The organism is Cyclobacterium sp. 10D3-21, from assembly GCF_055809755.1.
In genome coordinates this window covers 3,736,480-3,759,486 of the sequence record NZ_CM147924.1, presented here as the reverse complement: position 1 = coordinate 3,759,486, position 23,007 = coordinate 3,736,480, and the positions used below count along the sequence as shown (strand labels likewise).

Annotated in this window: 14 protein-coding genes; 9 read left to right on the top strand and 5 right to left on the bottom strand. The window is 39.0% G+C overall.

The genetic code is table 11. The annotated features are described in order from the left end of the window. The first annotated feature begins 175 nt into the window (after positions 1–175). From AC0L7T_RS14945 to AC0L7T_RS14920, 6 genes are all read left to right on the top strand, one after another. The gene (locus AC0L7T_RS14945; RefSeq protein ID WP_473336166.1) at positions 176–2,593 is read left to right on the top strand and encodes an ABC transporter permease; all 2,418 of its coding nucleotides are present in this window, start codon (positions 176–178) and stop codon (positions 2,591–2,593) included. A gap of 61 nt (positions 2,594–2,654) precedes the next feature. After that, on the top strand, positions 2,655–5,021 hold the full coding sequence (locus AC0L7T_RS14940) for an ABC transporter permease (RefSeq protein ID WP_473336164.1): 2,367 nt from the start codon (positions 2,655–2,657) through the stop codon (positions 5,019–5,021). Between the two features lie 37 nt (positions 5,022–5,058). Beyond that, positions 5,059–5,727, top strand: coding sequence for an ABC transporter ATP-binding protein (locus AC0L7T_RS14935; RefSeq protein WP_473336162.1), 669 nt, complete (start codon positions 5,059–5,061; stop codon positions 5,725–5,727). Positions 5,728–5,935: 208 nt separating this feature from the next. Then, positions 5,936–6,256: a hypothetical protein gene (locus AC0L7T_RS14930; RefSeq protein WP_473336160.1), complete on the top strand. Its 321-nt coding sequence runs from the start codon at positions 5,936–5,938 to the stop codon at positions 6,254–6,256. A 120-nt stretch (positions 6,257–6,376) separates the two neighbouring features. Further along, a complete protein-coding gene (locus AC0L7T_RS14925; RefSeq protein WP_473336159.1) occupies positions 6,377–7,981 on the top strand; it encodes a SulP family inorganic anion transporter in 1,605 nt (534 codons plus the stop codon). A 39-nt stretch (positions 7,982–8,020) separates the two neighbouring features. After that, positions 8,021–8,671: a carbonic anhydrase family protein gene (locus AC0L7T_RS14920; RefSeq protein ID WP_473336157.1), complete on the top strand. Its 651-nt coding sequence runs from the start codon at positions 8,021–8,023 to the stop codon at positions 8,669–8,671. A gap of 137 nt (positions 8,672–8,808) precedes the next feature. On the opposite strand, the gene AC0L7T_RS14915 is transcribed toward AC0L7T_RS14920, so the two are convergent. The 5 genes from AC0L7T_RS14915 to nrfH form a co-directional block, all read right to left on the bottom strand. Beyond that, on the bottom strand, positions 8,809–9,447 hold the full coding sequence (locus AC0L7T_RS14915) for a hypothetical protein (RefSeq protein ID WP_473336156.1): 639 nt from the start codon (positions 9,445–9,447) through the stop codon (positions 8,809–8,811). A gap of 142 nt (positions 9,448–9,589) precedes the next feature. Beyond that, a complete protein-coding gene (locus AC0L7T_RS14910) occupies positions 9,590–12,697 on the bottom strand; it encodes a cytochrome c biogenesis protein (RefSeq protein WP_473336154.1) in 3,108 nt (1,035 codons plus the stop codon). A gap of 9 nt (positions 12,698–12,706) precedes the next feature. Next, positions 12,707–14,029, bottom strand: a complete 1,323-nt coding sequence (locus tag AC0L7T_RS14905) for an alginate export family protein (protein WP_473336153.1) — start codon at positions 14,027–14,029, stop codon at positions 12,707–12,709. Between the two features lie 23 nt (positions 14,030–14,052). Next, entirely contained in the window at positions 14,053–15,546 is a 1,494-nt protein-coding gene (gene nrfA, locus AC0L7T_RS14900; RefSeq protein WP_473336151.1) for an ammonia-forming cytochrome c nitrite reductase, read from the bottom strand. Positions 15,547–15,557: 11 nt separating this feature from the next. Further along, positions 15,558–16,187: a cytochrome c nitrite reductase small subunit gene (gene nrfH / locus AC0L7T_RS14895; RefSeq protein WP_473336149.1), complete on the bottom strand. Its 630-nt coding sequence runs from the start codon at positions 16,185–16,187 to the stop codon at positions 15,558–15,560. 506 nt (positions 16,188–16,693) lie between these two features. Here nrfH and AC0L7T_RS14890 point away from each other — a divergent pair. From AC0L7T_RS14890 to AC0L7T_RS14880, 3 genes are read left to right on the top strand one after another with little or no spacing between them, the layout of a single operon-like run. After that, on the top strand, positions 16,694–19,018 hold the full coding sequence (locus AC0L7T_RS14890) for a PSD1 and planctomycete cytochrome C domain-containing protein (protein WP_473336148.1): 2,325 nt from the start codon (positions 16,694–16,696) through the stop codon (positions 19,016–19,018). A 1-nt stretch (position 19,019) separates the two neighbouring features. After that, positions 19,020–20,474, top strand: a complete 1,455-nt coding sequence (locus AC0L7T_RS14885) for a DUF1501 domain-containing protein (RefSeq protein WP_473336146.1) — start codon at positions 19,020–19,022, stop codon at positions 20,472–20,474. 24 nt (positions 20,475–20,498) lie between these two features. After that, positions 20,499–22,673, top strand: coding sequence for a c-type cytochrome domain-containing protein (locus tag AC0L7T_RS14880; RefSeq protein ID WP_473336144.1), 2,175 nt, complete (start codon positions 20,499–20,501; stop codon positions 22,671–22,673). Positions 22,674–23,007: the final 334 nt, after the last annotated feature.

Genomic DNA, 23,007 nt, shown 5'->3' with positions numbered 1-23,007 from the left:
AAATATATTGTACAAATTCTGTCAAAATATTTTACACTAAATGGTTTATTTACAACTTATCTTATTGTAATTATTTGATATAGAATGAATTACAATAATGGCACGAAGATCGTATTTGTTGAAATACCACAATACTGGAATAGTCTAAAGCCAGTAGTAAACTAAAAAGGAAACCATGTACACACTTTTCTTAAAAATCGCCACCCGGTACCTGCTTAAGAACAAGTTGTATTCTTTTATCAACATTTTCGGATTGGCCATTGGTGTCGCTTCTTTTGTGATGATTATGCTCTATGTGAATTATGAGGAGAGCTTTGACAAGTTTGATGGGTCTGAGAAGGTATACCGGGTTTATATGGATTATTTGGAAGGGGATGAATATGTCCCTGGAGATGCGAATGCCTATATTGTAAGTGGCCCCACTTTAATCAATGAATTCCCCGAAATCAAAGACTATGTGCGACTTCGCAGGGTAAAAGGTCTGGTGCTTTTGCAAAACAATAATATTTTTGACGATCTAACAGGTGCTCTGGCCGATCCAAGTTATTTTTCAATTTTTGATAGGAGCTTAGAGAAAGGCGACATCCAAACAGCCCTTAATGAGCCTTATTCAATGGTGCTTTCCGCCGCCCTTGCAGATAAAATCTTTGGTGAGACGGACCCGGTTGGGGAAAGCGTAACATTAGGAGGCAGTGGGAATACCATTTTTAAAGTCACAGGAGTCATGGAGCGAAATGTGCCAAATTCACATATCAATAATGATTTTCTGATCTCCTTTAAAACCTTTTATACCTGGCCTGTATTCGAGAATGATTGGAAATATACCTGGAACCAAAATGAATACTTCACCTATTTGAAGATTGATGAAAATGCTGATGTTGAACAGCTCAATCAAAAAATAATGGCTTTTGCACCCGAAGGATTAAAAAATGAAAGGCACCATCTTGAACCATTAGAAGAGATTCACTTGCACTCAAACAAACCCTATGAAGCAGAGGCCAATGGGAGTGGGAATAGTGTCAAATTACTGGCCATCATTGCCTTTATTACCATTTTACTGTCCTGGATGAATTATATAAATCTCTCTACAAGTAAATCTTTGGAACGGGCTAAAGAAATCGGTGTTCGAAAGGTAGTAGGGGCGAAACGACCGCAATTGATCTTGCAGTCTCTTATAGAATCCAGCCTGCTGAATTTTATTGCAATTCTCCTGGCCTTTGTTTCTGCCTATATGTTACTGCCAGCATTTAACCAATTTGTAGGAATAGACCTTCAGTTGGACGGTATTCAAATTCAGGGACTGTTGCCCTATTTTGGTTTTATGCTGGCAGGAGCCATCTTGTCTGCTTTTTACCCTGCCTATGTTTTGAGTAATTACAAGGCTGTCACTGTTCTCAAAGGAAAGTTGCAGACTTCTGATAAAGGGCTCAATATTCGTAGAGCTTTGATTATGGGACAGTTCCTGGCTACCATCACTCTATTGACTTGTGCTTTTATGGCAAACAAGCAAATTAGGTACCTTCAAAATAGGCCCATAGGAGCAAATTTAAATAATTTGGTCTCGTTGAACGGAAGGGTTTTAAATAGTGAAAATGACTCTCTTTTAAGAAGGGATTTTAGTACCCTGGTAGCAGAATTGAAGAAAAATCCTTATGTAGAAAACGTGGCTTTGGCACAAACTTATCCCGGAGATGATTTTGGAAATTTAAATTCAAATATTGGCCTAACCTTTCCAGATGGTAGGACTGATGTAAAGCGGGTATGGTACAATTATTGGGTACAACCAGATTACTTTAAGGTGGTAAAGATGGAATTTGTTGCTGGTGAACCTTTTCCCCAAAATGCGAGTGAATGGAGCCATAATATTGTGATCAATGAAAAAATGGCGAATTTCATTGGAATTACGGATAGGAACAGTTCAATAGGTAAAACGATTCGATTTTGGGACCGAGAATGGACCATTAGTGGAATTGTAAAAGATTACCATCATTTCGGTATGAAAACGCCAATTGAACCCTTCGTTATCAGCCACAATAATGGTATAGGGAATGTATTGGTAAAGCTTGACAAACGATCTGCCAGCATGGCCAACACCGCCACAACACTGGATCAATTGGACAATATTTGGCATGAGGTATTTCCTGAGAGTACCTACAGTTATACTTTTTTGGATCAAAATTTCGAAAATCAATACAGGCAGGACAGACAGTTCTCCATTGCTTTCCAAATTTTCACGGTGTTGGCCATTCTTATAGCTTCCATGGGGCTGTTCGGGCTCACATCCTATTCAGTGGTGCAACGCAAAAAGGAAATCGGAATAAGAAAAGTAAACGGGGCCAGCATAACCCAGGTTTTGGTACTCTTAAACAAAGATTTTGTCAAATGGGTGCTTTTGGCTTTTATCATTGCCATTCCAATTTCCTGGTATGGCATGCAAATTTGGTTGGAAGATTTTGCTTATAAGGCAGAGATGAGTTGGTGGCTATTTGCTTTGGCAGGAATAACTGCTTTAGCAATAGCCATGGTTACGGTAAGTTATCAAAGTTTACGGGCAGCTATTGCCAATCCAGTGGATTCATTAAGGGATGAATAATGGTAATGCTTATTAATTAAGCCAAAGGCTTGTAAGGAATCAACATTTAAATTGAGAAAGAATGCTACGACATAACTTAAAACTTTTCTTTAGAAATATAAAGAACAATAAGGGGACCTTCCTGATCAACACCTTTGGATTAGGCATTGGGATTGCTTCTTTTTTGCTTTTGGCACTTTATGTCCACAACGACCTGACCTACAATCAATTTAATGATAATTATGCCAATATCTACAGGGTAAGGGATGGGGAATCTGTTCAGACCAAAGGACCTTTATTGCCGAAGCTATTGGAAGAGATACCTGAAATAGAAAATGGTACCCGAATTTTCGATTGGGAAGGTTTCCGCATAAGCTATGAAGATGTAGCGTTTCAAGAAAACATTTTTTATGTGGATGAGGGTTTTTTCTCTGTCTTTAGTTTTCCTTTTACCGAGGGGTCCGCTAAAAATTCCATTCAGGAAAAATATGGGGTGGTGGTAAGTACAGACTTTGCTAAAAAGTATTTTGGTGATGAACCTGCAGTGGGTAAAAAGCTGCAAATAAAATTTGAGGAGGTATTCCTCGAAGTTAAAGGGGTGGTAGCCATTCCTTCAAATTCTTCCGTAAAATTTGATATCGTTTCTTCCTATGATACAGGGGAGGAGATTTCTCCATGGGTAAAGGGAATTCATGACTGGTACAATACCTTTTCCATTACCTATATTCAGCTAAAGGATGGAATAAACCCCGAAGCACTCGATGAAAAACTTAAGCAAATTGTTAAAGAAAATTACTTACCGGTAGGTCAAAATGAAACAGACCTTAACCTATTGCCTTTAAGTGAATACCATGCTGCTGAGGAATCCAATCAAACGCTAATTGTCATCCTCAGCATAATTGCTTTTGGCATCATAAGTATCGCTATTGTCAATTTTATAAACCTAACAATTACCAGTGTGCTCTCTCGCATTAAGGAAATTGGGATTAAGAAAGTGCATGGTGCCAGCCGAAGTGAGCTTTTTGGGCAAATATTGACAGAATCTTTTGCTGTCAGTTTTATTGCCCTGTTTTTAGGACTTGGCTTAATGGCTGTATTTCTTCCAAGCTTCAATTCACTTTTTGAAACCAACTTACATTATTCACCCCTTGAAAAGCCCGTTTTTATTTGGATACCATTGCTTATTTGGGCGGTAGTAGGCGCTTTATCAGGTTTAATACCTTCCTTTTTCTGGGCAAGGGGTAAATTGACAGAAAGTCTAAAAGGAAATGCCTTTTCAGGAAGCAGGTCTTCAGGTGCAAGACATTCCCTTATCGTCATTCAGTTTGCCATTGCCATTGTCTTGATTTCAGGTACATTTTTGGTCAGAAAACAAGTCAACGCAATGATGGAAAAAGATCCACTTTTTGATACGGAGAATGTAATCATTACAGAATTGCAACCCTGGCAATTTCCCGATTTGGAAAAAACCAGCAGTCAATACAAACGAATAGCAGCGGAAATGGAAGAAAGTCCCATGGTAGAAGCAGTAAGCTTTTCCCAATGTATTCCAGGATATTATAGTGAAAATTACAATGGATTTTACCCTCAGGGAGAAAATTTACCAGAATCCATACACCTTCGAAAAGCCTATGTAGGAGAAGACTATTTTAAAACCTTTGGTATAAAGATATTGTCAGGACATGGATTTGAAAAAGGAAGTGTAGATTTCGAAAATGCAATTGTTCTCAATAAGGCAGCTACACAAGTGTTGGGTTATAAGGAAGCAAATGGCCAGATTCTAAATGAAAGTTCAACAAGTGGAGAAATTCGTAAATTGGTGGGCATTGTAGACAATTTTAGTTATCAGGGTGTACAATACAAAGCCCAGCCATTGGTTCATATATTTGCTGATCAGGAAGATTTTACCAATTGGGGATTTTTTTCCATCAAAGCAAAGAAAGGGGCAAGCCTTCAGGTGCTTGACCAACTAAAACAAAAATGGGGTAGTGCTTTTTCAGGAATAGAACCCAAGTTTTATTTTGCTGATGACAAACTTAATGAACAATACAAAGAGTATATTAAAATCAATACCCTGGTGGCTTGGTTTTCTATCCTTGCGGTTTTACTTTCCTGCATGGGTTTGTTTGCCCTGGCTTCTTATGCCATGGCCAAAAGGACCAAAGAAATTGGCATCCGGAAAGTAAATGGCGCCAAAGTATCCGAAATTCTAATCTTACTCAACAAAGATTTCCTAAAATGGGTATTGCTGTCGTTTATTATTGCCGTTCCAATTGCTTGGTACGGTATGTACCATTGGTTGGAGGGATTTGCTTTCAAAACAACTATCAGTTGGTGGATATTTGGTTTGGCGGGTACCGCTGCCATTGGCATCGCTATATTGACCGTCAGCTGGCAAAGCCTAACAGCCGCTATGGCCAATCCTGTGGAAGCTTTAAAAGAAGAATAATAATTACAATTAAAATATTTAACACTAATTCAATACCATGCTCATACAATTAAACAATATCTTCAAATGGGTCCAACAAGGTGGACGAAGGATTTTTTTGCTTAAAGACATCAATCTTGAAGTTGAGGAAGGCGCTTTTATTTCCATCATGGGACCTTCCGGTTCAGGGAAATCTACCTTGCTCAATGTAATTGGTATGTTGGATGTCTTTGATGAAGGTAAATACAATTTTATGGATGAGCCTGTCCACCAGCTGAAAGAAAAACACAGGGCGGAGCTTTACAAGCAATACATTGGTTTCGTATTTCAGGCCTATCATTTGATTGATGAGTTGACTGTCTATGAAAACCTGGAAATGCCTTTGCTCTATAAAAAGCATTCCGGATCTGAACGTAAAGCCCTTGTTGCAGATATGTTGGATCGTTTCAATATTGTAGGAAAGAAAGATTTGTTCCCTTCACAATTAAGCGGTGGGCAACAGCAGTTGGTAGGGGTTGCAAGGGCCCTGATTGGCAAGCCAAAGTTAATTTTGGCTGATGAACCCACCGGTAACCTCAACTCAAAACAAGGCGAGGAAATTATGGAGCTGTTTAAGAAATTAAACGAGGAAGGCGTCACCATCATACAGGTAACCCATTCAGAAAAAAACGCTTCCTATGGAAAGAAAGTGATTCATTTGTTGGATGGTAGAATGGAAAAAGTTTGATTTTATAGGGGCTAAGGTAAGCTTTGGAATTTGATAAGGGCTTGCTTAGTTAAGGGTAATATCAACTAAAGTTACTTTTTCATTTCCTTAATTAAGTGCTGTTATTCAAGCTGAAAGCGTTAAAAAAGAAGAAAAAATCTAAACATTTTTGATTAGACAACGTTAAATTTTATGTTATTCGCTATATTGCGTTCACAAATATTTTAGATTGATTTTCAATAAGGCAACATATCGAGGCATAGCTTTTGGGTTTTTAACACTTTTCCTTTCGCTTTTATTTATTCCCACCATTGTGGTGGCAGCGATAGATGAAGAGGTGAATGTTTCCATGTATTTTTCTTTTACTGAAGAAGAAACGAAGGAGCATGAAGTGAAATGTGAGTTGGATATTGATGATTTTTTTCCTACAAATTATTTCTTGCTAGCAAGATCGTTTGATAGTGATATTTCTCGTAGAAATAGTATTGATAATTTCTTGAATAGCCTCTATGACCCGGGAATAATAGTCCCACCTCCAGAGTTTAATTAATTTTTCTTTCTCCCTATCAATGACACTGTAATTTATGCAGTCATTGATTTTTTATCTGCCCGTACAAGTAAAACCTGGTTTTTACAAGGGTAAGAAATTTTAAACTCATAATTATTTTACATGAAAAGTAACAATCTATTTGCGCATCTGAAATCAGATGTTGCATCAGGTTTGGTAGTATTTCTGGTAGCACTTCCTTTGTGTTTGGGAATAGCTTTGGCATCTGGTGCACCTTTATTTTCAGGAATCATTACAGGAATCATTGGCGGTATAGTCGTTGGATTCCTAAGTCAATCTCACATTAGTGTCTCAGGCCCAGCAGCTGGTTTGACGGCAATTGTTTTCGTTGCCATAGCAGACCTTGGCTATGAATCCTTTTTAGTAGCGGTTATTTTAGCCGGTGCCATGCAATTGCTCCTCGGTTTATTGAAAGCAGGAACAATTTCCAATTACTTTCCATCCAATGTAATTGAAGGCATGTTAGCTGGGATAGGTGTTATAATATTTATCCAGCAAATTCCGCTAGCCTTGGGTTCGGATGTGGAAATCAGTTCTGGGTTAGGGATTTTTGCAGATATATTTGCCGCCTTTCAAGACATTCAACCAGGAATTCTTATTGTAACAGTTGCTTCCTTGGCAGTGCTTATCACATGGCAAAAAACGCCTGCTTTGAAAAATTTAAAGTTGATTCCAGGGGCTTTAGTTGCGGTTTTAATGGGGATTGTTATAAATGGAATATTTATTTTAACGGACAGTTCCTTTGCCGTTACATCAGAATATTTAGTTAGCCTTCCTGTTCCAAAGAATATTGAAGAATTTAAGGGGATTTTTGTTTCGCCATCTTATGATGCCATTTTCAATCCTGGCGTATGGATTGTTGCCATTACCATAACCATTGTTGCCTCTATTGAAACATTGCTTTGCATAGAAGCCACAGAAAGATTGGATCCCCTAAAACGATTTGTCAATACAAATGTAGAATTAAAAGCACAGGGAGTAGGTAACATGATTAGTGGTCTTTTAGGTGGCTTGCCTATGACTTCTGTTGTGGTAAGGTCTTCTGCCAATGCAAATTCTGGTGCTAAAACGAAAATGTCCGCAATTATCCACGGTTTTCTTTTACTTATTTGCGTATTAAGTATACCTGCTTTTCTGAACATGATACCAATGGCAACCCTTGCTGCCATTTTATTAACTATCGGTTATAAATTGGCAAATCCCGCCACATTCAAACATTTTTGGGAGCGAGGGAAATACCAGTTTATTCCATTTATTTTCACATTGTTGGCAGTTGTCTTTCTTGGTTTGCTAAATGGTGTAGCCTTAGGGATGATCATCAGTGTGATTTTTATTCTAAGAGGTAATATCAAAAAGGCCTACTTCTTTAGAAAAGAAGAATACACGAGTGGTGACGTAATCCATGTAGATTTGGCTCAGGAAGTTTCATTTCTAAACAAAGCTGCAATAAAGCTTACCCTGAACAAACTCCCAGAGAATTCAAACGTAATAATAAATGCATCAGATACAGTATATATTGCTCAGGATGTACTGGATTTGATCCATGAATTTAAGATGGTAAATGCAAAAGAAAAAGGAATTAAAGTTAAATTGGTTGGTTTTAAAGATGCTTATCGATTAGACAATGATGTCGATACCAATAATAAAGTTCACATAGACAAAAACCTTTTATCGGAAGAAAAAATTAGCCAACTATTCAATAATTAATTTTTTATAATACCCATATTTAAAAAATAGATATAAACAATGAAAGCACATACAGCAGAAACACAGGCCACCATGACACCAGCAAAGGCCTTGACCATATTAAAGGAAGGAAACCAGCGATTTGTTAGTAATCTTAAAATAAATAGAAATTTACTTGAGCAAGTAAATGACACCAAAGACGGACAGTTTCCTTTTGCTGTTGTCTTGAGCTGTATTGACAGCAGGACTTCAGCTGAATTGGTTTTCGATCAAGGTTTAGGAGACATTTTTAGTGTAAGAATTGCTGGGAATGTGCTAAACAATGACATCCTTGGAAGTATGGAGTTTGCCTGTAAGTTGGCTGGGTCCAAACTTATAGTAGTGCTCGGACATAGCAAATGTGGTGCAATCAAAGGTGCCTGTGCAGGGGTGAAAATAGGAAATCTTACTGGTTTACTAAATAAGATAAACCCTGCTATTGATGAAATCAACACTGAAATGCCTGATACCGATCATTCTGATCCTGAATTTATCAGAGCTGTAGAAAAACAAAATGTAATTTCTACCATGGACCTGATTTTACAAGAAAGTCCTGTTTTAAGAGAGTTGTATGAAAAAGGAGAGATTGGAATGACTGGAGGCTATTATGACGTGGATACCGGAGAGGTAGCATTTATGAAGGCAGTTATTGAAGAGCCTGTAACTAAATAAACATGGAAAAAAGCAGTTTTTAGCATCTGAATTGTTTATAATTATTCAGCTAAAAACTGCTTTTTCTTTTCGTTTTAATTGTATTCCCTTAGAAAGCATTTATAAGTTTGGCTTATACGCACCTGTACTACAATTTTTTATAGATACAGATCTTCCTTGTACTTTGGAGTAGTTAGCTTAATATTATCCAAATTTCTATTGTTAAGGTTTATTTTCAGCCCTTTATAAAAGAACTCTTCCACTTCCGTTTTATAGATTTTCTGATCTCTGTCGCAATCTTCAAATTCTTTTTTGTAGATTATTTTTCCTGTAGAGATATTGAAATCAAAGTTAGCCCAGTATTCGCATAATTTACCATAAATGCTTGTATGACCTATAAGTTCAAACTCACCGTTTTGAAACCTGTATTTGTCTTTATAAAACCATTTCCAACTGCTGCCACCAGAAAAGCCAATTGTCAAAATTCCATTTTCAATAGAAATTTCTTCAAAAGGGTCACCCATAACGCCGCCCTCTTGACTTTTTAAAATGGCATTGCATGATTTTCTCCAGATAGTCCATTGTCCATTTGAAAATTTCAGCACTTGAATTTCCCTAATATTCCCATATTCAGAGGGTTCGCAGGTTTCGAATACAAGTACTTTTTCACAAACCTGGTCCTTGTCCAAATCTCCATCTGTTTCAGCAAGCAATTCATAACCATTTGGAATGTTTATTTCCTGTCCAAAAGAAAAGGTGCTAAAGAAAAGGAGCATAAGTGCAATCGACAGTTTCATAATATAGCGGGTCACCCTTGAGATTAAATATAGGTCCAAATATACGTCCAACAAAAAGAGAAAAAGCTTTGTGGTTTTACAAATAACTAATAAATCCCTGAATTAAGGTATAGATAAAAAAGATTGAATAAACCCTTCCTTGTCAAATCATCAATTTTTGTTTTTCAGCTACGCTCAACTTACTAAATCTCAGGTAAGCCGCTATTGAAATTATAAACAAAATAGTCGTCACTACATAGACCCAGAAAGGAACGGGTACAGGATCTCCTTTGGCATAAGAGTGCAAACCTGAAAGGTAATAATTGACTCCAAATGAGGTCATAATTATAGCACTGAAAGCCCATAAGCTGGCCAGGTTATAGACGATTGCATTTCTACTGCCCGGAATAAGTCTTAGGTGAAGCACTACTGCATACACCAATACAGAGATAAGCGCCCATGTTTCCTTAGGGTCCCAAGCCCAATACCTTCCCCAGCTCTCATTGGCCCAGACACCGCCAAGAAAAGTGCCTATTGTCAAAAGAAATAAACCCACGGTGATAGACAATTCGTTGACCACAATAAGCTCTTTCATGGATAACCACCACCTAGGATTAGGGTTTGAAGGTTTAAAAATTAGTAAGCATAGGCTGAGTAAAGCGATTATGGCAGAAAGGGCTAATGGCGCATAACCACTAACAATGATGGCCACATGAATCTTAAGCCAATAGGAGTGAAGCACAGGCATCAGGTTGGTGATTTCGGGATTGAGCCAGTCCAGAAAACTGACAAACAATAAGGTCCCAGAAAAAAGCAAGCCCAAAGGCACAGTAAAATGGGATTTCCTTCCAAATACCAAACCAAATAGGAGTACGCCCCAAGCGACAAAAACCAACATTTCGAATCCATCAGTCCAGGGTGGATGCTTGGCAATGTACCAACGAAGTGCCAAATGTAAGGTGAATATGATCCAACCAATCCATGCCAAAATTACCCCAAGCTTCCAGCTAATTCTCAGCATTTTACCAGAATAGAACAGTGCCGTTATTGCCAGGCCTAGCATCACCAAACCCAATAGCCAGAAATATCCAAACAGCCGATTTCCAAGCCTTAGTTTGTTAAAAAGAAGCTCGCCTTTTATTTCGGTTTCGTTGGGATAAACGGCTTTACCAGCTTCTCTTTGATACAAATCTATATAGTCAAACGCCTCGTCCGCCTTCGCCCAATCGCCAGTTAACAAACCCTCCTTTAGGTTGTTTACGTACAGCTTTCCAATGTTTTGTACAAAAATCGCATCTTCCTCCTCAAACCCGTTTGTGAATTGGGAACTGGTATACCAGGTTTGGTTGTCATCCAAACGGTTGGGATATAATTTTAGAAAATCTCCGATCAGGACGGCATAAAAAATATTAAACCGTTCATCCGTTTTAAGCAATTCTTTGTGGCCTTCATTTCTTTCCGCAGGCTTTAGTAGATTGGCCTTTTCAACCAATTCTGAGAGTAAATAATTGCCTTCTTCATCCACGAAATCCATAAATCTAAGGTGTCCGGTTGGGGTTTTCCCTAAAGCCTGAAAAACGGCCAAAGATTTCTTCTGATCAATCTTTATTAATGGCAATCGACTAAAATAGGCTGATTGCAATTGAACAGCGAGTAAAAATTGTTCTGGGCTAAGAGAAATCGTTTCTCCATCGCTTTGAATTTCAATTTCACCCTTACCACTAAGTTTACGTGTGATTTCATTGGCCAAAGTATTCAATGGTTTCATGCGGCCATCCAAATCCTGGACAATGAGCTTCCCATAAGCTTCGGCTTTCTCTTGAGGAACCACAAAGTTTTCTGGAGAAATGTCTTCCTGTCCCTTAACTGCAAATGAGAGAAGGGTAAAAAAAATAGCCATTGCAGTGCCTGAAGAAAGCTTTCCAAGGCGTCTCTGTAGCATATTAAACCGGCTGTTTCTGGCAAAGAGGGTTAGGAACATTCCTATTCCTAAAAATAAATAACCGAAATAAGTAAGGTAGGTACCGGGTCTATCCTGATTGATAGTAAGGATCGTTCCTTGTTCGTCAGGGTCGTAAGAACTTTGGTAAAATCGGTATCCTTTATGATCCAGCACATTGTTCATAAAGATTCGGTAGGGCCATGATTCACCATTGTCCTGAACCATCACTTCACTGGCATAACTTTCCGGACTCTGAGAACCTGGATAGCGTTTTAGGTCAAAGGTATTCAGGTAAAGAGAAAAAGGAAGTTTTTGAGCTTTTGGGCCATAAGTCATGTGATAGGTGTTCCCCTTATGTTCAAAAGCAATCCATGTAGGTTTATAACTCACTTTTGGAAAAAATCCGCTAGCCAATTTGTTGCTTTTTGGGTCGTATATACTCATTTTTATCCCATCTGCATAATTTTTTGCTACTTCAGCATCTTCCTCAGAAACATAACTTAGGCTTACCTTTTCTTTAATATCTCTTACCACCAATGCGCCAGTATCCCATTGATAAAGAGACCGAAGTTTCAAGGTTTCTACCGAATTGGCATGCATAACTCCAATCTGTTGCGTGGCCATTTCCATTACTTGAAGGTGGACCTTTGTCGCAAGCATCCAGCCTGAATCGCTTTTATAAATTCTCAATGGAGAATTTCCATCTTCTTGCATTTCCAGGCTTATATCACCTAAAACCAATGTCTCCCCACTTCTTAAGATTTGATCTTCCCTTGTTCCTTCTTTTACAAATGAAAGTTCTATAATGGTTTCAGAACCAGGGATAAATGCACTCTTGGCAGCCGGAATGTATTCCTCCAGAACCAGTTCAAATTCCTGCTTGTCTAAGTGAATATCATAGGTTGAAGGTTTAAAAGTTTTAGAAGTAAATTCTGCTCCTTCGCTATAATGAAGGCCATCTTCACTTTCTAATTGCAAGTAATTGTTACTGGTGTAATAAATGTTTTCAGCATTGCCTGTACGTATATGAATGACCCCTTCCTTACTAAAAAGTCTGGTGACCCCGGCACCGATGATAATAATGATAAAGGCCAAATGGAACATCCCTAAAGGAAGTTTGTCCTTGCTTAACAACTTGTATTGGTTGATATGGGAAATAAAATTGATGCATAGCCAAATCATTATTAATTCAAACCACCAGGCTTCGTAAAAAAGTGCCCTGGCAACAGCCGTGCCATGGTCATTTTCTACAAAAGTGGCAATACCCATCGCTACAGCAAGTGAAAAAAGAAGCAACACGGATACTTTGGTGGAAAGAAGAAATTTCATAGGGTTATTTTATAGGGGTACACCAATAAATTTGGCTTTATTATTTGGCCTGAATACAAACATTATATAGGCCCAATTCTGATTGCTTTTAAGGCTGCCATTGTTCTGAACATGTTTAAAAGTATCAGAAGCAATGAATTGACTGTAACCAGCTTGAATGGAAACGGACTCACTGATCACCTTGCCTACAGAAAGGTCAATCTCCGAACCAAATCCCTTGTCCAATTCGATCCCACTGTAAAGTTCCTCGAGCATGGTTGCAGTACTGGCAAAGTGATGATAATCCCCTTGAATCCAAAAGCCAGCATCAAAATTGTACCGTGTCCTGAGATAAATATCTCTTAAACCCACTGAATTAAAGTGATTGCCTACATAGAACAAATCCATAAAACCATTAAAAGCATGGTTGGTACCATATAGTGGTGCGAATGACTTGTTTTTCTGCTGGCTATTTGTTGGTGTTCCACTTAATAGTTCAAAGCCAGCTGTGGCGGTATATTTAGAGCCACTCTCCTTGTTTTCGGTCAAAGTTTGGGTAATATGCGCACTTAAATCGTAAGCGGAGGTAGACCTGTTAAAGACATCTTTTCCAAACTGGTAATAGAAATAGCCAGAAACCTGGGTTTTTGGAAGGGTGTATTTTAGCGTTGGGAGGGCCAGGGTTTGTAAATAACGGACCCCTTTTTTTGTGGTATTGGTTGCATTATCTGTTTCCTTATATTGTCTGCCATCATTCCAAAAGAGTAGGGCATATTTGAATTTTCCAGCACTGTTTTCATATCTGGCAAACTGTGCAGCTTTGTATTGGTTGGGGGTATTAAAAACATTGTCACTAATCTTTTGGGCGTCCTGATTATAACCCAGGCCAAAATGAAGTTTGGCATTTTCTTTTTCATACTTCATCAAAGCAAATTCATGGGACCTGGCCTGTAAAGCCCAATCCAAATTGCCAAGAAACCTTGCATTGTCATAATTCAATTCTTGTCTTCCCAGTTTTAGCTTCCAGTTGTCACCAAAATTAACTTCAGCCCAAGCTTCATGCACAGACAAATAATTGTCTGAAATATTGGCGGTAGAACTGCTTCCCCAGGTGCGAACATCCTGTATGCTCATGAAAAAATTTAGACGATCAATCTTATAATTTGCCTGAATTCTTGCTCTGTGGGCTATAAATCCTGCGGGGTCGGCATTTTCATTTAACAACTGATTGTATCCATGTCGGTATTCACTTCTTACTAGCATTTGCCCATCTATTGAAAATTGGGCAAAAGTTTGCTGTTTGGAGCAGAACAATAATAGTACTGCTCCCATTATAATAATAGACCTTTTCATAATGGTGGAATTTGGTCAGTATTTTATTTGATACTGACTGTTTGAATTTCATTTTTTGCTTCTCTGGCTTTACCTTCCTTTAGCCATTTAGGGATAACTTGCTCAAGGAAATCCTCCTTAGCAACCAAATCTTTTTCTATGTCAAAGCCAATATAGGCTTGAAGGGCATCCTTTGAAGTGAAATCAGGCATGTCTACAGGTTTGTTGTGGCCGAGATCGGCCAGTAAGCGAGCGAGCTCAATCCTGGTCTCCTGAATAATACCAGTAGCTGAGGTTACTATTCTACTTGTCTCAAGTGGTGCATGAAAAGCAGCACCATGAGAAGCTACAGAATAATCCCATCTCCACTGGGCATGTCGAATCCCTTGCTGAATAGTACTCATTTGATCCTGTGTAGCACCCAATTCCCAAGCTTTTGCGGCTTCTATATGGGCCATGGCTATTTGCCTTTGGAGCTTGGAAGTACCTTCTTTTACCTTCTGCTGTCTTTCATAGACATCAGTAATCAAATCGTCTACTTTTTCCCTATGGCAAACAAAACAACTGTTTTCAACATTGCTTAAAGGGGAGCCTATATTGTGGTTGGTGAATTTCTGACCTCCCTCAGATTGGTAAGGCATGTGACAGTCTGCACAACTTACGCCTCTTTTGCTATGCACACCCATTTTATAGATTTCGTAATCCGGATGCTGTGCCTTCAACATTGGTGTTTTGCTCAATGGGTGGGTCCAGTCAGAAAACTCAGCTGCATCATAATAAGCCTCGGCACTTTCCACATCCATGCCATCTTTCCATGGGAAAGTCAGGTAATTAGCATTTTCAGCACCAGGTTTTTTCTTATCGAAATAATATTCTACATGACATTGGGCACAAACCAAAGAGCGCATTTCCTGATGGGAGGCTTCGTTGATGTCTTTGCCCATGGCCTCATACGCTTCTATAAGTGCTGGCCTTGTGATGGTTAGTTTCATTGTTTCTGGATTGTGACAATCAGCGCAGCCAATAGGATTGATTACTTCTGCTCCTAGATCCGAGAATTTCTGGCTGTAATACTCAGTTACTCCGATTTCCTTCATCAGTCTGGGTACATCAGGGCTTTTACAGGTCCAACAAGTACTAGGCATTGGACCTTCACCCGCATTCATCGGAGCACCAGTTCGAAGGGTTTCATTGATGTCAGAAATGGCATGATTGTGTCCCTTAGGTGAATTATAGTCTTTACTAAATCCATAGCCTGCCCATAGAATTACCATCTCAGGTTCCGCCCGAAGCATGTCTTTATGTCCACTGGTATTGAACATGCTGCGAAAAGTGGTATCCTTGGTTTTCATATAGGATTGGTATTGCCTGGGAAAATTTAATCCCCAAACAGAATCCCGAGGTTCTATTCCTTCAATTTCTACTTTGGGTTGGTAGGCAAACCTTGCTTCAGATTTACGGTCTAAAATATTAACGGCTAAATAAGCCAAAAGGAATACAATTACTGCCGTTGCTAAAAAGAGAATCCAGTTTTTCATGACACTTTAAGTTATTTATCCTTCGATGATTTCATTGATTTTTCAAGCCATTCAGGAACAATGCTAAGGTCCGAAGGACTGTACTCTTTGATGGGCTCTATTTGTGCACCTACTGCAGAGAGACTTCTTACCCTCCCGTGAGGTACTTCTCTGTGACATTCCCAGCAGGTCCGGTCTGTTCTGCTTTCCTGATGGTTTTCGACAAATGCTGCTGTTTTGGCATCTGTAACCTGGTCTTGATGGCACCTTATACAATTGTCTTGGATAACAGCGATGGAGGGAGGCAATGCCCTGATCACCTCAGGTTCAGCTCTGGCGGTAAATACTGAAGCATGATAAAGTCCATCCTTTGCCTTGAAAAAATACTTGTTAAAAACATTGTCATGAGGCACATGGCAGTCATTACAGTGGGCCACTTCCCTATGGGAGCTATTCGTCCAGGTAATGTACTGAGGGGCCATAATATGACAATTGACACAGGCCTGAGGATCATCCGATAAATAAGAAGTGGCGTTGCTAATGTCCAACAAGAAAAATCCCAAACCAACGATCAATGCTACCAAAAAAGTAGCTCCGGTCCTCCATTGCCTGGGAGGAACCAGACTGTATTTAAATAAAAAACGCTTGATATTGACCTTCATAGCCTTCGCTTTAATTGGTAATCAAAAATAAGCCATTTGTATTAATAGAAACCTGAGGAAAGTCAGTTTTGAACCTGTTTTTTGCCTATACGTAGACTTGGAAGAATGCTTATCTCAAAATAATTCTATTAAAAATCATGAATTAATTGCTCATTCGAAAACAAATGAGGTAATATTTTGCATGGAAATATACTATCCATTAATAATCACTGATAACAATGCATTTTGGCAGAATTATAATTGTCTATGTCGTGGTATGTCAAAATCCAACATTTTTTAAATAACCACAACTATATTTTCAATCAGTATCTCCATATTATTTTAATAGAAACCTTTTTTACCAAACCTTTTGTATAATAAATATTTTATTACCAATCTTATATTTATAATTTGGTATTTGTTCGAGTAATTGTATTGGTATTTCATTTGATATTGAACCTAAATATTTAGTACCAATATATGGGATTACTTATTCTGGGCTAACATTGAGTATTAATTCTATAAATATGAGCATCCGTCAGCTTGTTTTAAATTTATTGTCAGTTTTTGTAATCTTGATCTTTCAGGCTTGCAATCAAAACAATGAGACCCAGGGTGAATTTGGCTCTCAACATATAGCAGATCAAATCAGTTACAATTTTCATGTTCGTCCAATAATGTCTGACAACTGTTATGCTTGTCATGGACCTGATGCGAATAAAAGAGAAGCAGATTTAAGACTGGATATAGAAGAAGAAGCTTACAGTGCACTAAAAGATAATCCTGATGCACACGCAATTGTACCTGGTAAAGCCAAAAATTCTGAAGTTTACAGAAGGCTAATTTCAGATGACCCCTCCATTAAAATGCCTCCTCCGGAATCCCACCTGAGTCTCAACGAAAGAGAAATAGAAACAATCAAAAAATGGATCAATCAAGGAGCTGTATATGAGCCGCATTGGTCATTTATTCCATTAAAGGAAGTTAAGGTACCTACTATAGAAAAAAGTGATTGGGGCATTAATGAAGTAGATAAGTTCATTCTTCTAGCTCAAGTGGAAAATGGTTTCCAACCCAATCCAGAGGCGGATAAGGAAAGTCTCTTAAAACGATTAAGCTTTGACTTGACAGGATTACCTCCTGATCTGGAAATAATGGATGCATTTTTAGCAAATGAAAACGGTGCAACCTATGAACAAATTGTAGAGCAATTATTAGAAAGTCCAGCTTATGGAGAAAAGATGGCTGTGTATTGGATGGATATTGCTCGTTTCGCCGATTCTCATGGCTTTCAGGATGATAGTTATAGAAGTCAATGGCCCTGGAGGGATTGGGTTATCCATGCATTTAACACCAATATGTCCTATGATCAGTTTATTACCTGGCAAATTGCCGGAGATTTGCTACCAAACCCAACAAAAGAACAGCTGTTGGCGACCGGTTTTAATAGAAACCATAAGATTACAGAAGAAGGGGGCATTGTGGATGAAGAATACAGGGTCATGTATGTCACGGACCGTACAAATACCTTTGGCAAAGCGTTAATGGGAATAACCATGGAATGTGCCACCTGCCACGATCATAAATACGATCCCATTACCCAAAAAGATTATTATCAACTTTATTCCTTTTTTAACAATGTGCAGGAAAGTGGTATTGAGTCGGTTGTAGGAGGACCTGAAACCTATGCCAAAAAACCTTTTATGCACATAACCGATGAAGATGTGCGTTCCATTTTATCCTTTGTAAACAAGAAGGATACCACTGAATTGATTGTTTCTATAATGGGTGACATGGAGGAAACCAGAACCTCTTACATTCTTGAACGGGGTTCCTATGAAGCCCATGGAGAAGAAGTATCAGCAGGTACACCAGCATCTATTCTTTCCTTTGATTCTGGATTTGAAAAAAACAGGCTTGGACTGGCCAACTGGCTTTTTGATAAAAGGAACCCCCTCACGGCAAGGGTTTTTGTAAATCAGATATGGCAGGAAATATTTGGTAGGGGCATTGTGGCTACCCCAGGAGATTTCGGTATGCAGGGCGAACTTCCCAGTCATCCTGAATTATTGGATTGGCTGGCAATGGATTTTATGAAGAATGATTGGGATGTCAAGCATTTGATAAGAAAGATGGTGACTTCAGCCACTTATCGTCAATCAGCCGTGATTAGTGAAGACAAAAGGAATAGGGACCCGGAGAACATCTTCCTTACAAGGGCACCTAGGGATAGGCTGAAGGCTGAGTTTATAAGAAACCTGATCCTTGCCAGTAGTGGACTTTTAAATAAGGAAGTGGGAGGACCTAGTGTGAAACATTACCAACCTTCCGGTTTATGGGAAGGGGCCACTTCAGGAAGAGGTATTTTATCCATGTACAAGCAGGACCATGGTGGAGACCTGTACAGAAGAGGCTTGTATACTTTTATTAAAAGGACCGTACCACCACCCTCAATGACTTTGTTTGATGCAAGTAATCGGGATCAATGTGAAGTGGAAAGATTGATTACAAACACCCCTTTACAGGCCTTGGTCATGTTGAATGACCCGACGATGTTAGAAGCTTCAAGAGTGCTAGCAGCCAGATTATTGAAAGAAAATAGTGATACAAACAAAAAGATAGAAAAAGCTTTTCGATCCATCGTCTGTAGGTATCCGAGGGAAAAAGAATTGCTGGTGTTGAACAAGTATTACGAAGGACAATTGCAAACGCTGTCTGAAGAGGTTGCAGCAGAATTGCTACAGGTAGGAGAGTACCCACTGGATAAAAGCCTGGACAAAGTGGCATTGGCTGCTATGATGCAGGTTATTAGTACGATATATAATTTGGAAGAGTCAATTGCAAAAACCTGATATGGAAAAGGAATATATTGAACACGGTTTAAACCAAAATCGAAGAAAGTTTCTGTCAAAAATGAGTTTGGGTCTTGGCAGCGTAGCTTTAGGCTCCTTATTAATGCCTAACTTATTTAAGGGAACAGGAAGCATTGAAAGTGAACTGGCTGCTGCAATCCCTGATTTTGCTCCAAAAGCCAAACGGGTGATTTACCTTTTCCAGAATGGAGCACCCTCACAATTGGAATCCTTTGATTACAAGCCAAAATTGACAACAATGTTTGGCCAAGACCTTCCTGAATCCATTAGGGGTGGCCAAAGGCTGACGGGCATGACAGCCAATCAATCTACTTTTCCCTTGGTTGGATCCTTTTCTAAATTCAATCAATATGGAGAATCAGGGGCATGGATAAGTGACCTCTTTCCCTATACCTCAAAGATTGTCGATGACATTTGCATTGTGAGGTCCTTACATACAGAAGCCATTAACCATGATCCAGCGCTTACTTTTTTCCAAACAGGGGCCCAGCAAGGCAACAGGCCTAGTATGGGAGCTTGGCTGAGTTATGGTCTTGGAAGTGAAAACAACAACTTACCAGCCTTTACGGTGTTACTTTCCAGAGGCATTGGAAATGGGCAGGGCGTTTATTCCAAATTATGGACCAATGGGTTTTTAGATTCCGTTCATCAGGGGGTTCAATTTAGCAGTGGGGAGGATCCGGTATTGTACCTTAAAGATCCTAAAGGCATGAAAAGATCGGAAAGGAGAAAGATGCTGGATAATTTAGCAGAACTCAACTATATGTCTTTTCAAAAATTTGGAGACCCTGAAATTAGTGCCAAAATCCAACAATATGAGATGGCTTACAGGATGCAAACCACTGTTCCAGATATCATGGACTTGTCCAAAGAACCAGACAGTGTAATCAAACTCTATGGGCCGGACTGCCTGGTTCCTGGAACCTATGCCGCCAATTGTTTATTGGCCAGAAAGTTATCTGAAAGCGGTGTGCGTTTTGTACAATTGTACCATCAGGGATGGGACCAGCATGGTAACCTTCCCTATGAAATCACCCATCAGGCAAAGGATGTAGATCAGGCTTCAGCAGCTTTGGTAACTGACCTAAAGCAAAGAGGTTTATTGGATGAAACCCTGGTAATTTGGGGTGGAGAGTTTGGCAGAACCAATTATAGCCAGGGAAAACTTACCGAGGACAATTACGGAAGGGACCATCACCCAAGGTGTTTTAGCATCTGGATGGCTGGAGGTGGAATCAAACCGGGAGTTGTTTATGGGGAGACTGATGAATTGGGATACAATGTGCTTAAAAACCCAGTACATGTGCATGATTTTCAAGCTACGGTATTGAACCAATTGGGATTAGATCATGAAAAGTTAATTTATAAGCATTTGGGAAGAAGGTTTAGGTTAACCGATGTTTCAGGGAAGGTAGTTAAAGACATTTTGGTATAATTAAGACGGGCAAATATCCTATTTATGAAGATCAAGTACCGGTTTATAGCAGAGAGCGTTTTGTTCGTTTTGAATATTCTACTTTTGTATTTTTTGTTATTGGAGCAATTCGTGGAAATCCCTTATTGGTTACAGCCATTGGGAAGGCTCCATCCCATGGTGCTTCACTTTCCTATAGCATTGCTGTTTTTGTCCATGGTTTTAGAATTTTTCAGGTTCCGAAAGGAGTTTGAAAAAGAACTATTCTTTCAGAATTTTCTAACGAGCTTATTATTAGTAGCGGTGCTCACTGCAGGCATTACAGCACTGATGGGATTCTTTCTTTCCCTGGAAGAAGGCTACGGAGGCCCTTCATTGAATTGGCACAAGTGGAGTGGGGCAGGAATTGTTTTTTTTGCCAGTGGACTTTACTTTTCAAGGGAGAAGTTATGGTACAAGGCAAAAGTGGCAAAAGTTTTAGCGTCAGGTCTGGTTGTGCTAACTGTTATGGCTGGCCATTATGGGGCAGCACTTACGCATGGGGAGGATTTTATATTTGAGCCCATCATTGCTGCCCGTGAGGTGCTAGTACCCATAGAAGAGGCAGTTGTTTTTGATCATCTGGTCATGCCTGTATTGGAAAAAAAATGCAATTCTTGTCATAATTCAAGCAAAGCCAAGGGTGAATTGGTCATGACAGATAAAGTTTCTTTTTTAAAAGGTGGTGAATCGGGAAAACTGTTTGACAGCAAGTCACTTGATGAAAGTATGCTAATTCAAAGGCTTTCCTTACCCTTAGAAGATGATGATCACATGCCTCCTTCCGGAAAACCACAACTTACAGCAGAGGAAAAACTACTTTTGGAGTTGTGGATAAAGAACAATCCTGACTTCGAGGTAAAAGTATTGGCTTTGCCTGCCAGTGATTCGCTCAGGCTTGTGGCTACTAATTTAATAAATCCAAAAGCCGAAGAAAAAGTATTTGAATTTGAAATGCCCGATGAAAAAGTGCTCGAAACCCTCAACAACGAGTACCGGGTAATAAGACCATTAAGTAAAGATTCACCTGCACTTGATGTTACCATTTTCAATGCAAATGCGTATACCAGTAATTCATTAAAAGAACTTGAGCCATTAAAAAACCAAATTGTCTACCTAAGTCTCAATAAGCTACCTGTTGAGGATGAAGACCTAAAAATAATTAGCCAGTTTAAAAACCTGGAAAGGCTAAACCTTAATTTTACCAATATCAGTGGAAAGGGGCTTGAGACTGTTTTTACGATCACAAATTTAGAACACCTTGCTATTTCTGGTACTGCTATATCCTTTGAAGATTTAAAGCCCCAACTGGGGAAATTAAAAAGGTTGCAATCTATTTCAGTTTGGAATACTTCCATAGATGTGGAAGACCTGGAACTTTTGAGAAATGAATTTAGAAATATTCAAATTGTAGCTGGTAGAGAAGGTCTTGAGGGAGAGAAAATCAAGCTAAACGTTCCCATGCTTGCAAATCAATCCAGCATTTTCAAGGATTCCATTGCATTAGAAATCGGGCATCCCATTGAAAATGTAACGGTTAGGTATACTTTGGATGGAACAGAACCAGATAGTATTTCCTCTCCCATTTTTGAAAAGGGTAAGGTATGGCTGGATCAAACCACATCCATTAATGCTAAAGCCTCTAAGGAGGGGTGGTTTGGAAGTGTAAACACTACATTTTCAGTGTTTAAAAATAAATACCCGCCAGACTCAGTAAATTTATTGACGCGGCTAAACCGTGTTCATCCAGCCAATGGTCCTGCTACTTTTTTTGATGGGGATTTTGGCGGTTTCAATGCCAATAGCCCCGCTTGGGCAAATAACTGGGCTGGCTTTTCCGATGAAGACATGGAGCTAATATTGTCCTATGAACAGGAGGTGGAAGTATCCTCTGTTTCCTTTAATGTTTTGGTAGAACCTGAAACCATTATTTTTCCTCCCTCTCAGGTAGAAATTTGGGGTGGAAAAAGCATGGACAACCTGAAGCTGATGGCTAAAATGAGCCCTGATTTACCTAGAAAGGAGCGAAAGCCTTATATACAGTTAATTACGACTCCCTTTGATTCAGCTAAGGTTAATTTCCTTATGGTAATTGGTAAAACGGTAAAAGAAATCCCGTCATGGCACAGAAATAAGGGTAGGGGAGCATTGTTATTGGTTGATGAAATGATGGTCAATTGAAATAGCTTCTGGTATTAATAACCCACTCTTTAACTGGGATAACTTTTGAACTTTCTCTTCGCCACAAAAAAAATGACCTGGCTGTAGCTATGCTCAATTTTTTGTGCCTCGATTTAGTCCAAACTCTTCTCCCTATTTATTCACCTTTAAAACAAAGTCCAAATACTAGTAACACTATGGCAAGAATGAATAAAGGAACGATTGGCTGCTTTCGACCTGATGCCCTCACGGAATAGGAAATCCTATATTATTATTACAACCTAAAACTTAAACAGCATAATTTATGGATATAAAAATTTAAAATTAAAGTATACCTAATACAACCAATTAACAA

Coding starts and splice junctions, on each gene's coding strand:
- AC0L7T_RS14945 (WP_473336166.1), top strand. CDS start 176: ATGTACACACTTTTCTTAAAAATCGCCACCCGGTACCTGCTTAAGAAC.
- AC0L7T_RS14940 (WP_473336164.1), top strand. CDS start 2,655: ATGCTACGACATAACTTAAAACTTTTCTTTAGAAATATAAAGAACAAT.
- AC0L7T_RS14935 (WP_473336162.1), top strand. CDS start 5,059: ATGCTCATACAATTAAACAATATCTTCAAATGGGTCCAACAAGGTGGA.
- AC0L7T_RS14925 (WP_473336159.1), top strand. CDS start 6,377: ATGAAAAGTAACAATCTATTTGCGCATCTGAAATCAGATGTTGCATCA.
- AC0L7T_RS14920 (WP_473336157.1), top strand. CDS start 8,021: ATGAAAGCACATACAGCAGAAACACAGGCCACCATGACACCAGCAAAG.
- AC0L7T_RS14915 (WP_473336156.1), bottom strand. CDS start 9,447: ATGAAACTGTCGATTGCACTTATGCTCCTTTTCTTTAGCACCTTTTCT.
- AC0L7T_RS14910 (WP_473336154.1), bottom strand. CDS start 12,697: ATGAAATTTCTTCTTTCCACCAAAGTATCCGTGTTGCTTCTTTTTTCA.
- AC0L7T_RS14905 (WP_473336153.1), bottom strand. CDS start 14,029: ATGAAAAGGTCTATTATTATAATGGGAGCAGTACTATTATTGTTCTGC.
- nrfA (WP_473336151.1), bottom strand. CDS start 15,546: ATGAAAAACTGGATTCTCTTTTTAGCAACGGCAGTAATTGTATTCCTT.
- nrfH (WP_473336149.1), bottom strand. CDS start 16,187: ATGAAGGTCAATATCAAGCGTTTTTTATTTAAATACAGTCTGGTTCCT.
- AC0L7T_RS14890 (WP_473336148.1), top strand. CDS start 16,694: ATGAGCATCCGTCAGCTTGTTTTAAATTTATTGTCAGTTTTTGTAATC.
- AC0L7T_RS14885 (WP_473336146.1), top strand. CDS start 19,020: ATGGAAAAGGAATATATTGAACACGGTTTAAACCAAAATCGAAGAAAG.
- AC0L7T_RS14880 (WP_473336144.1), top strand. CDS start 20,499: ATGAAGATCAAGTACCGGTTTATAGCAGAGAGCGTTTTGTTCGTTTTG.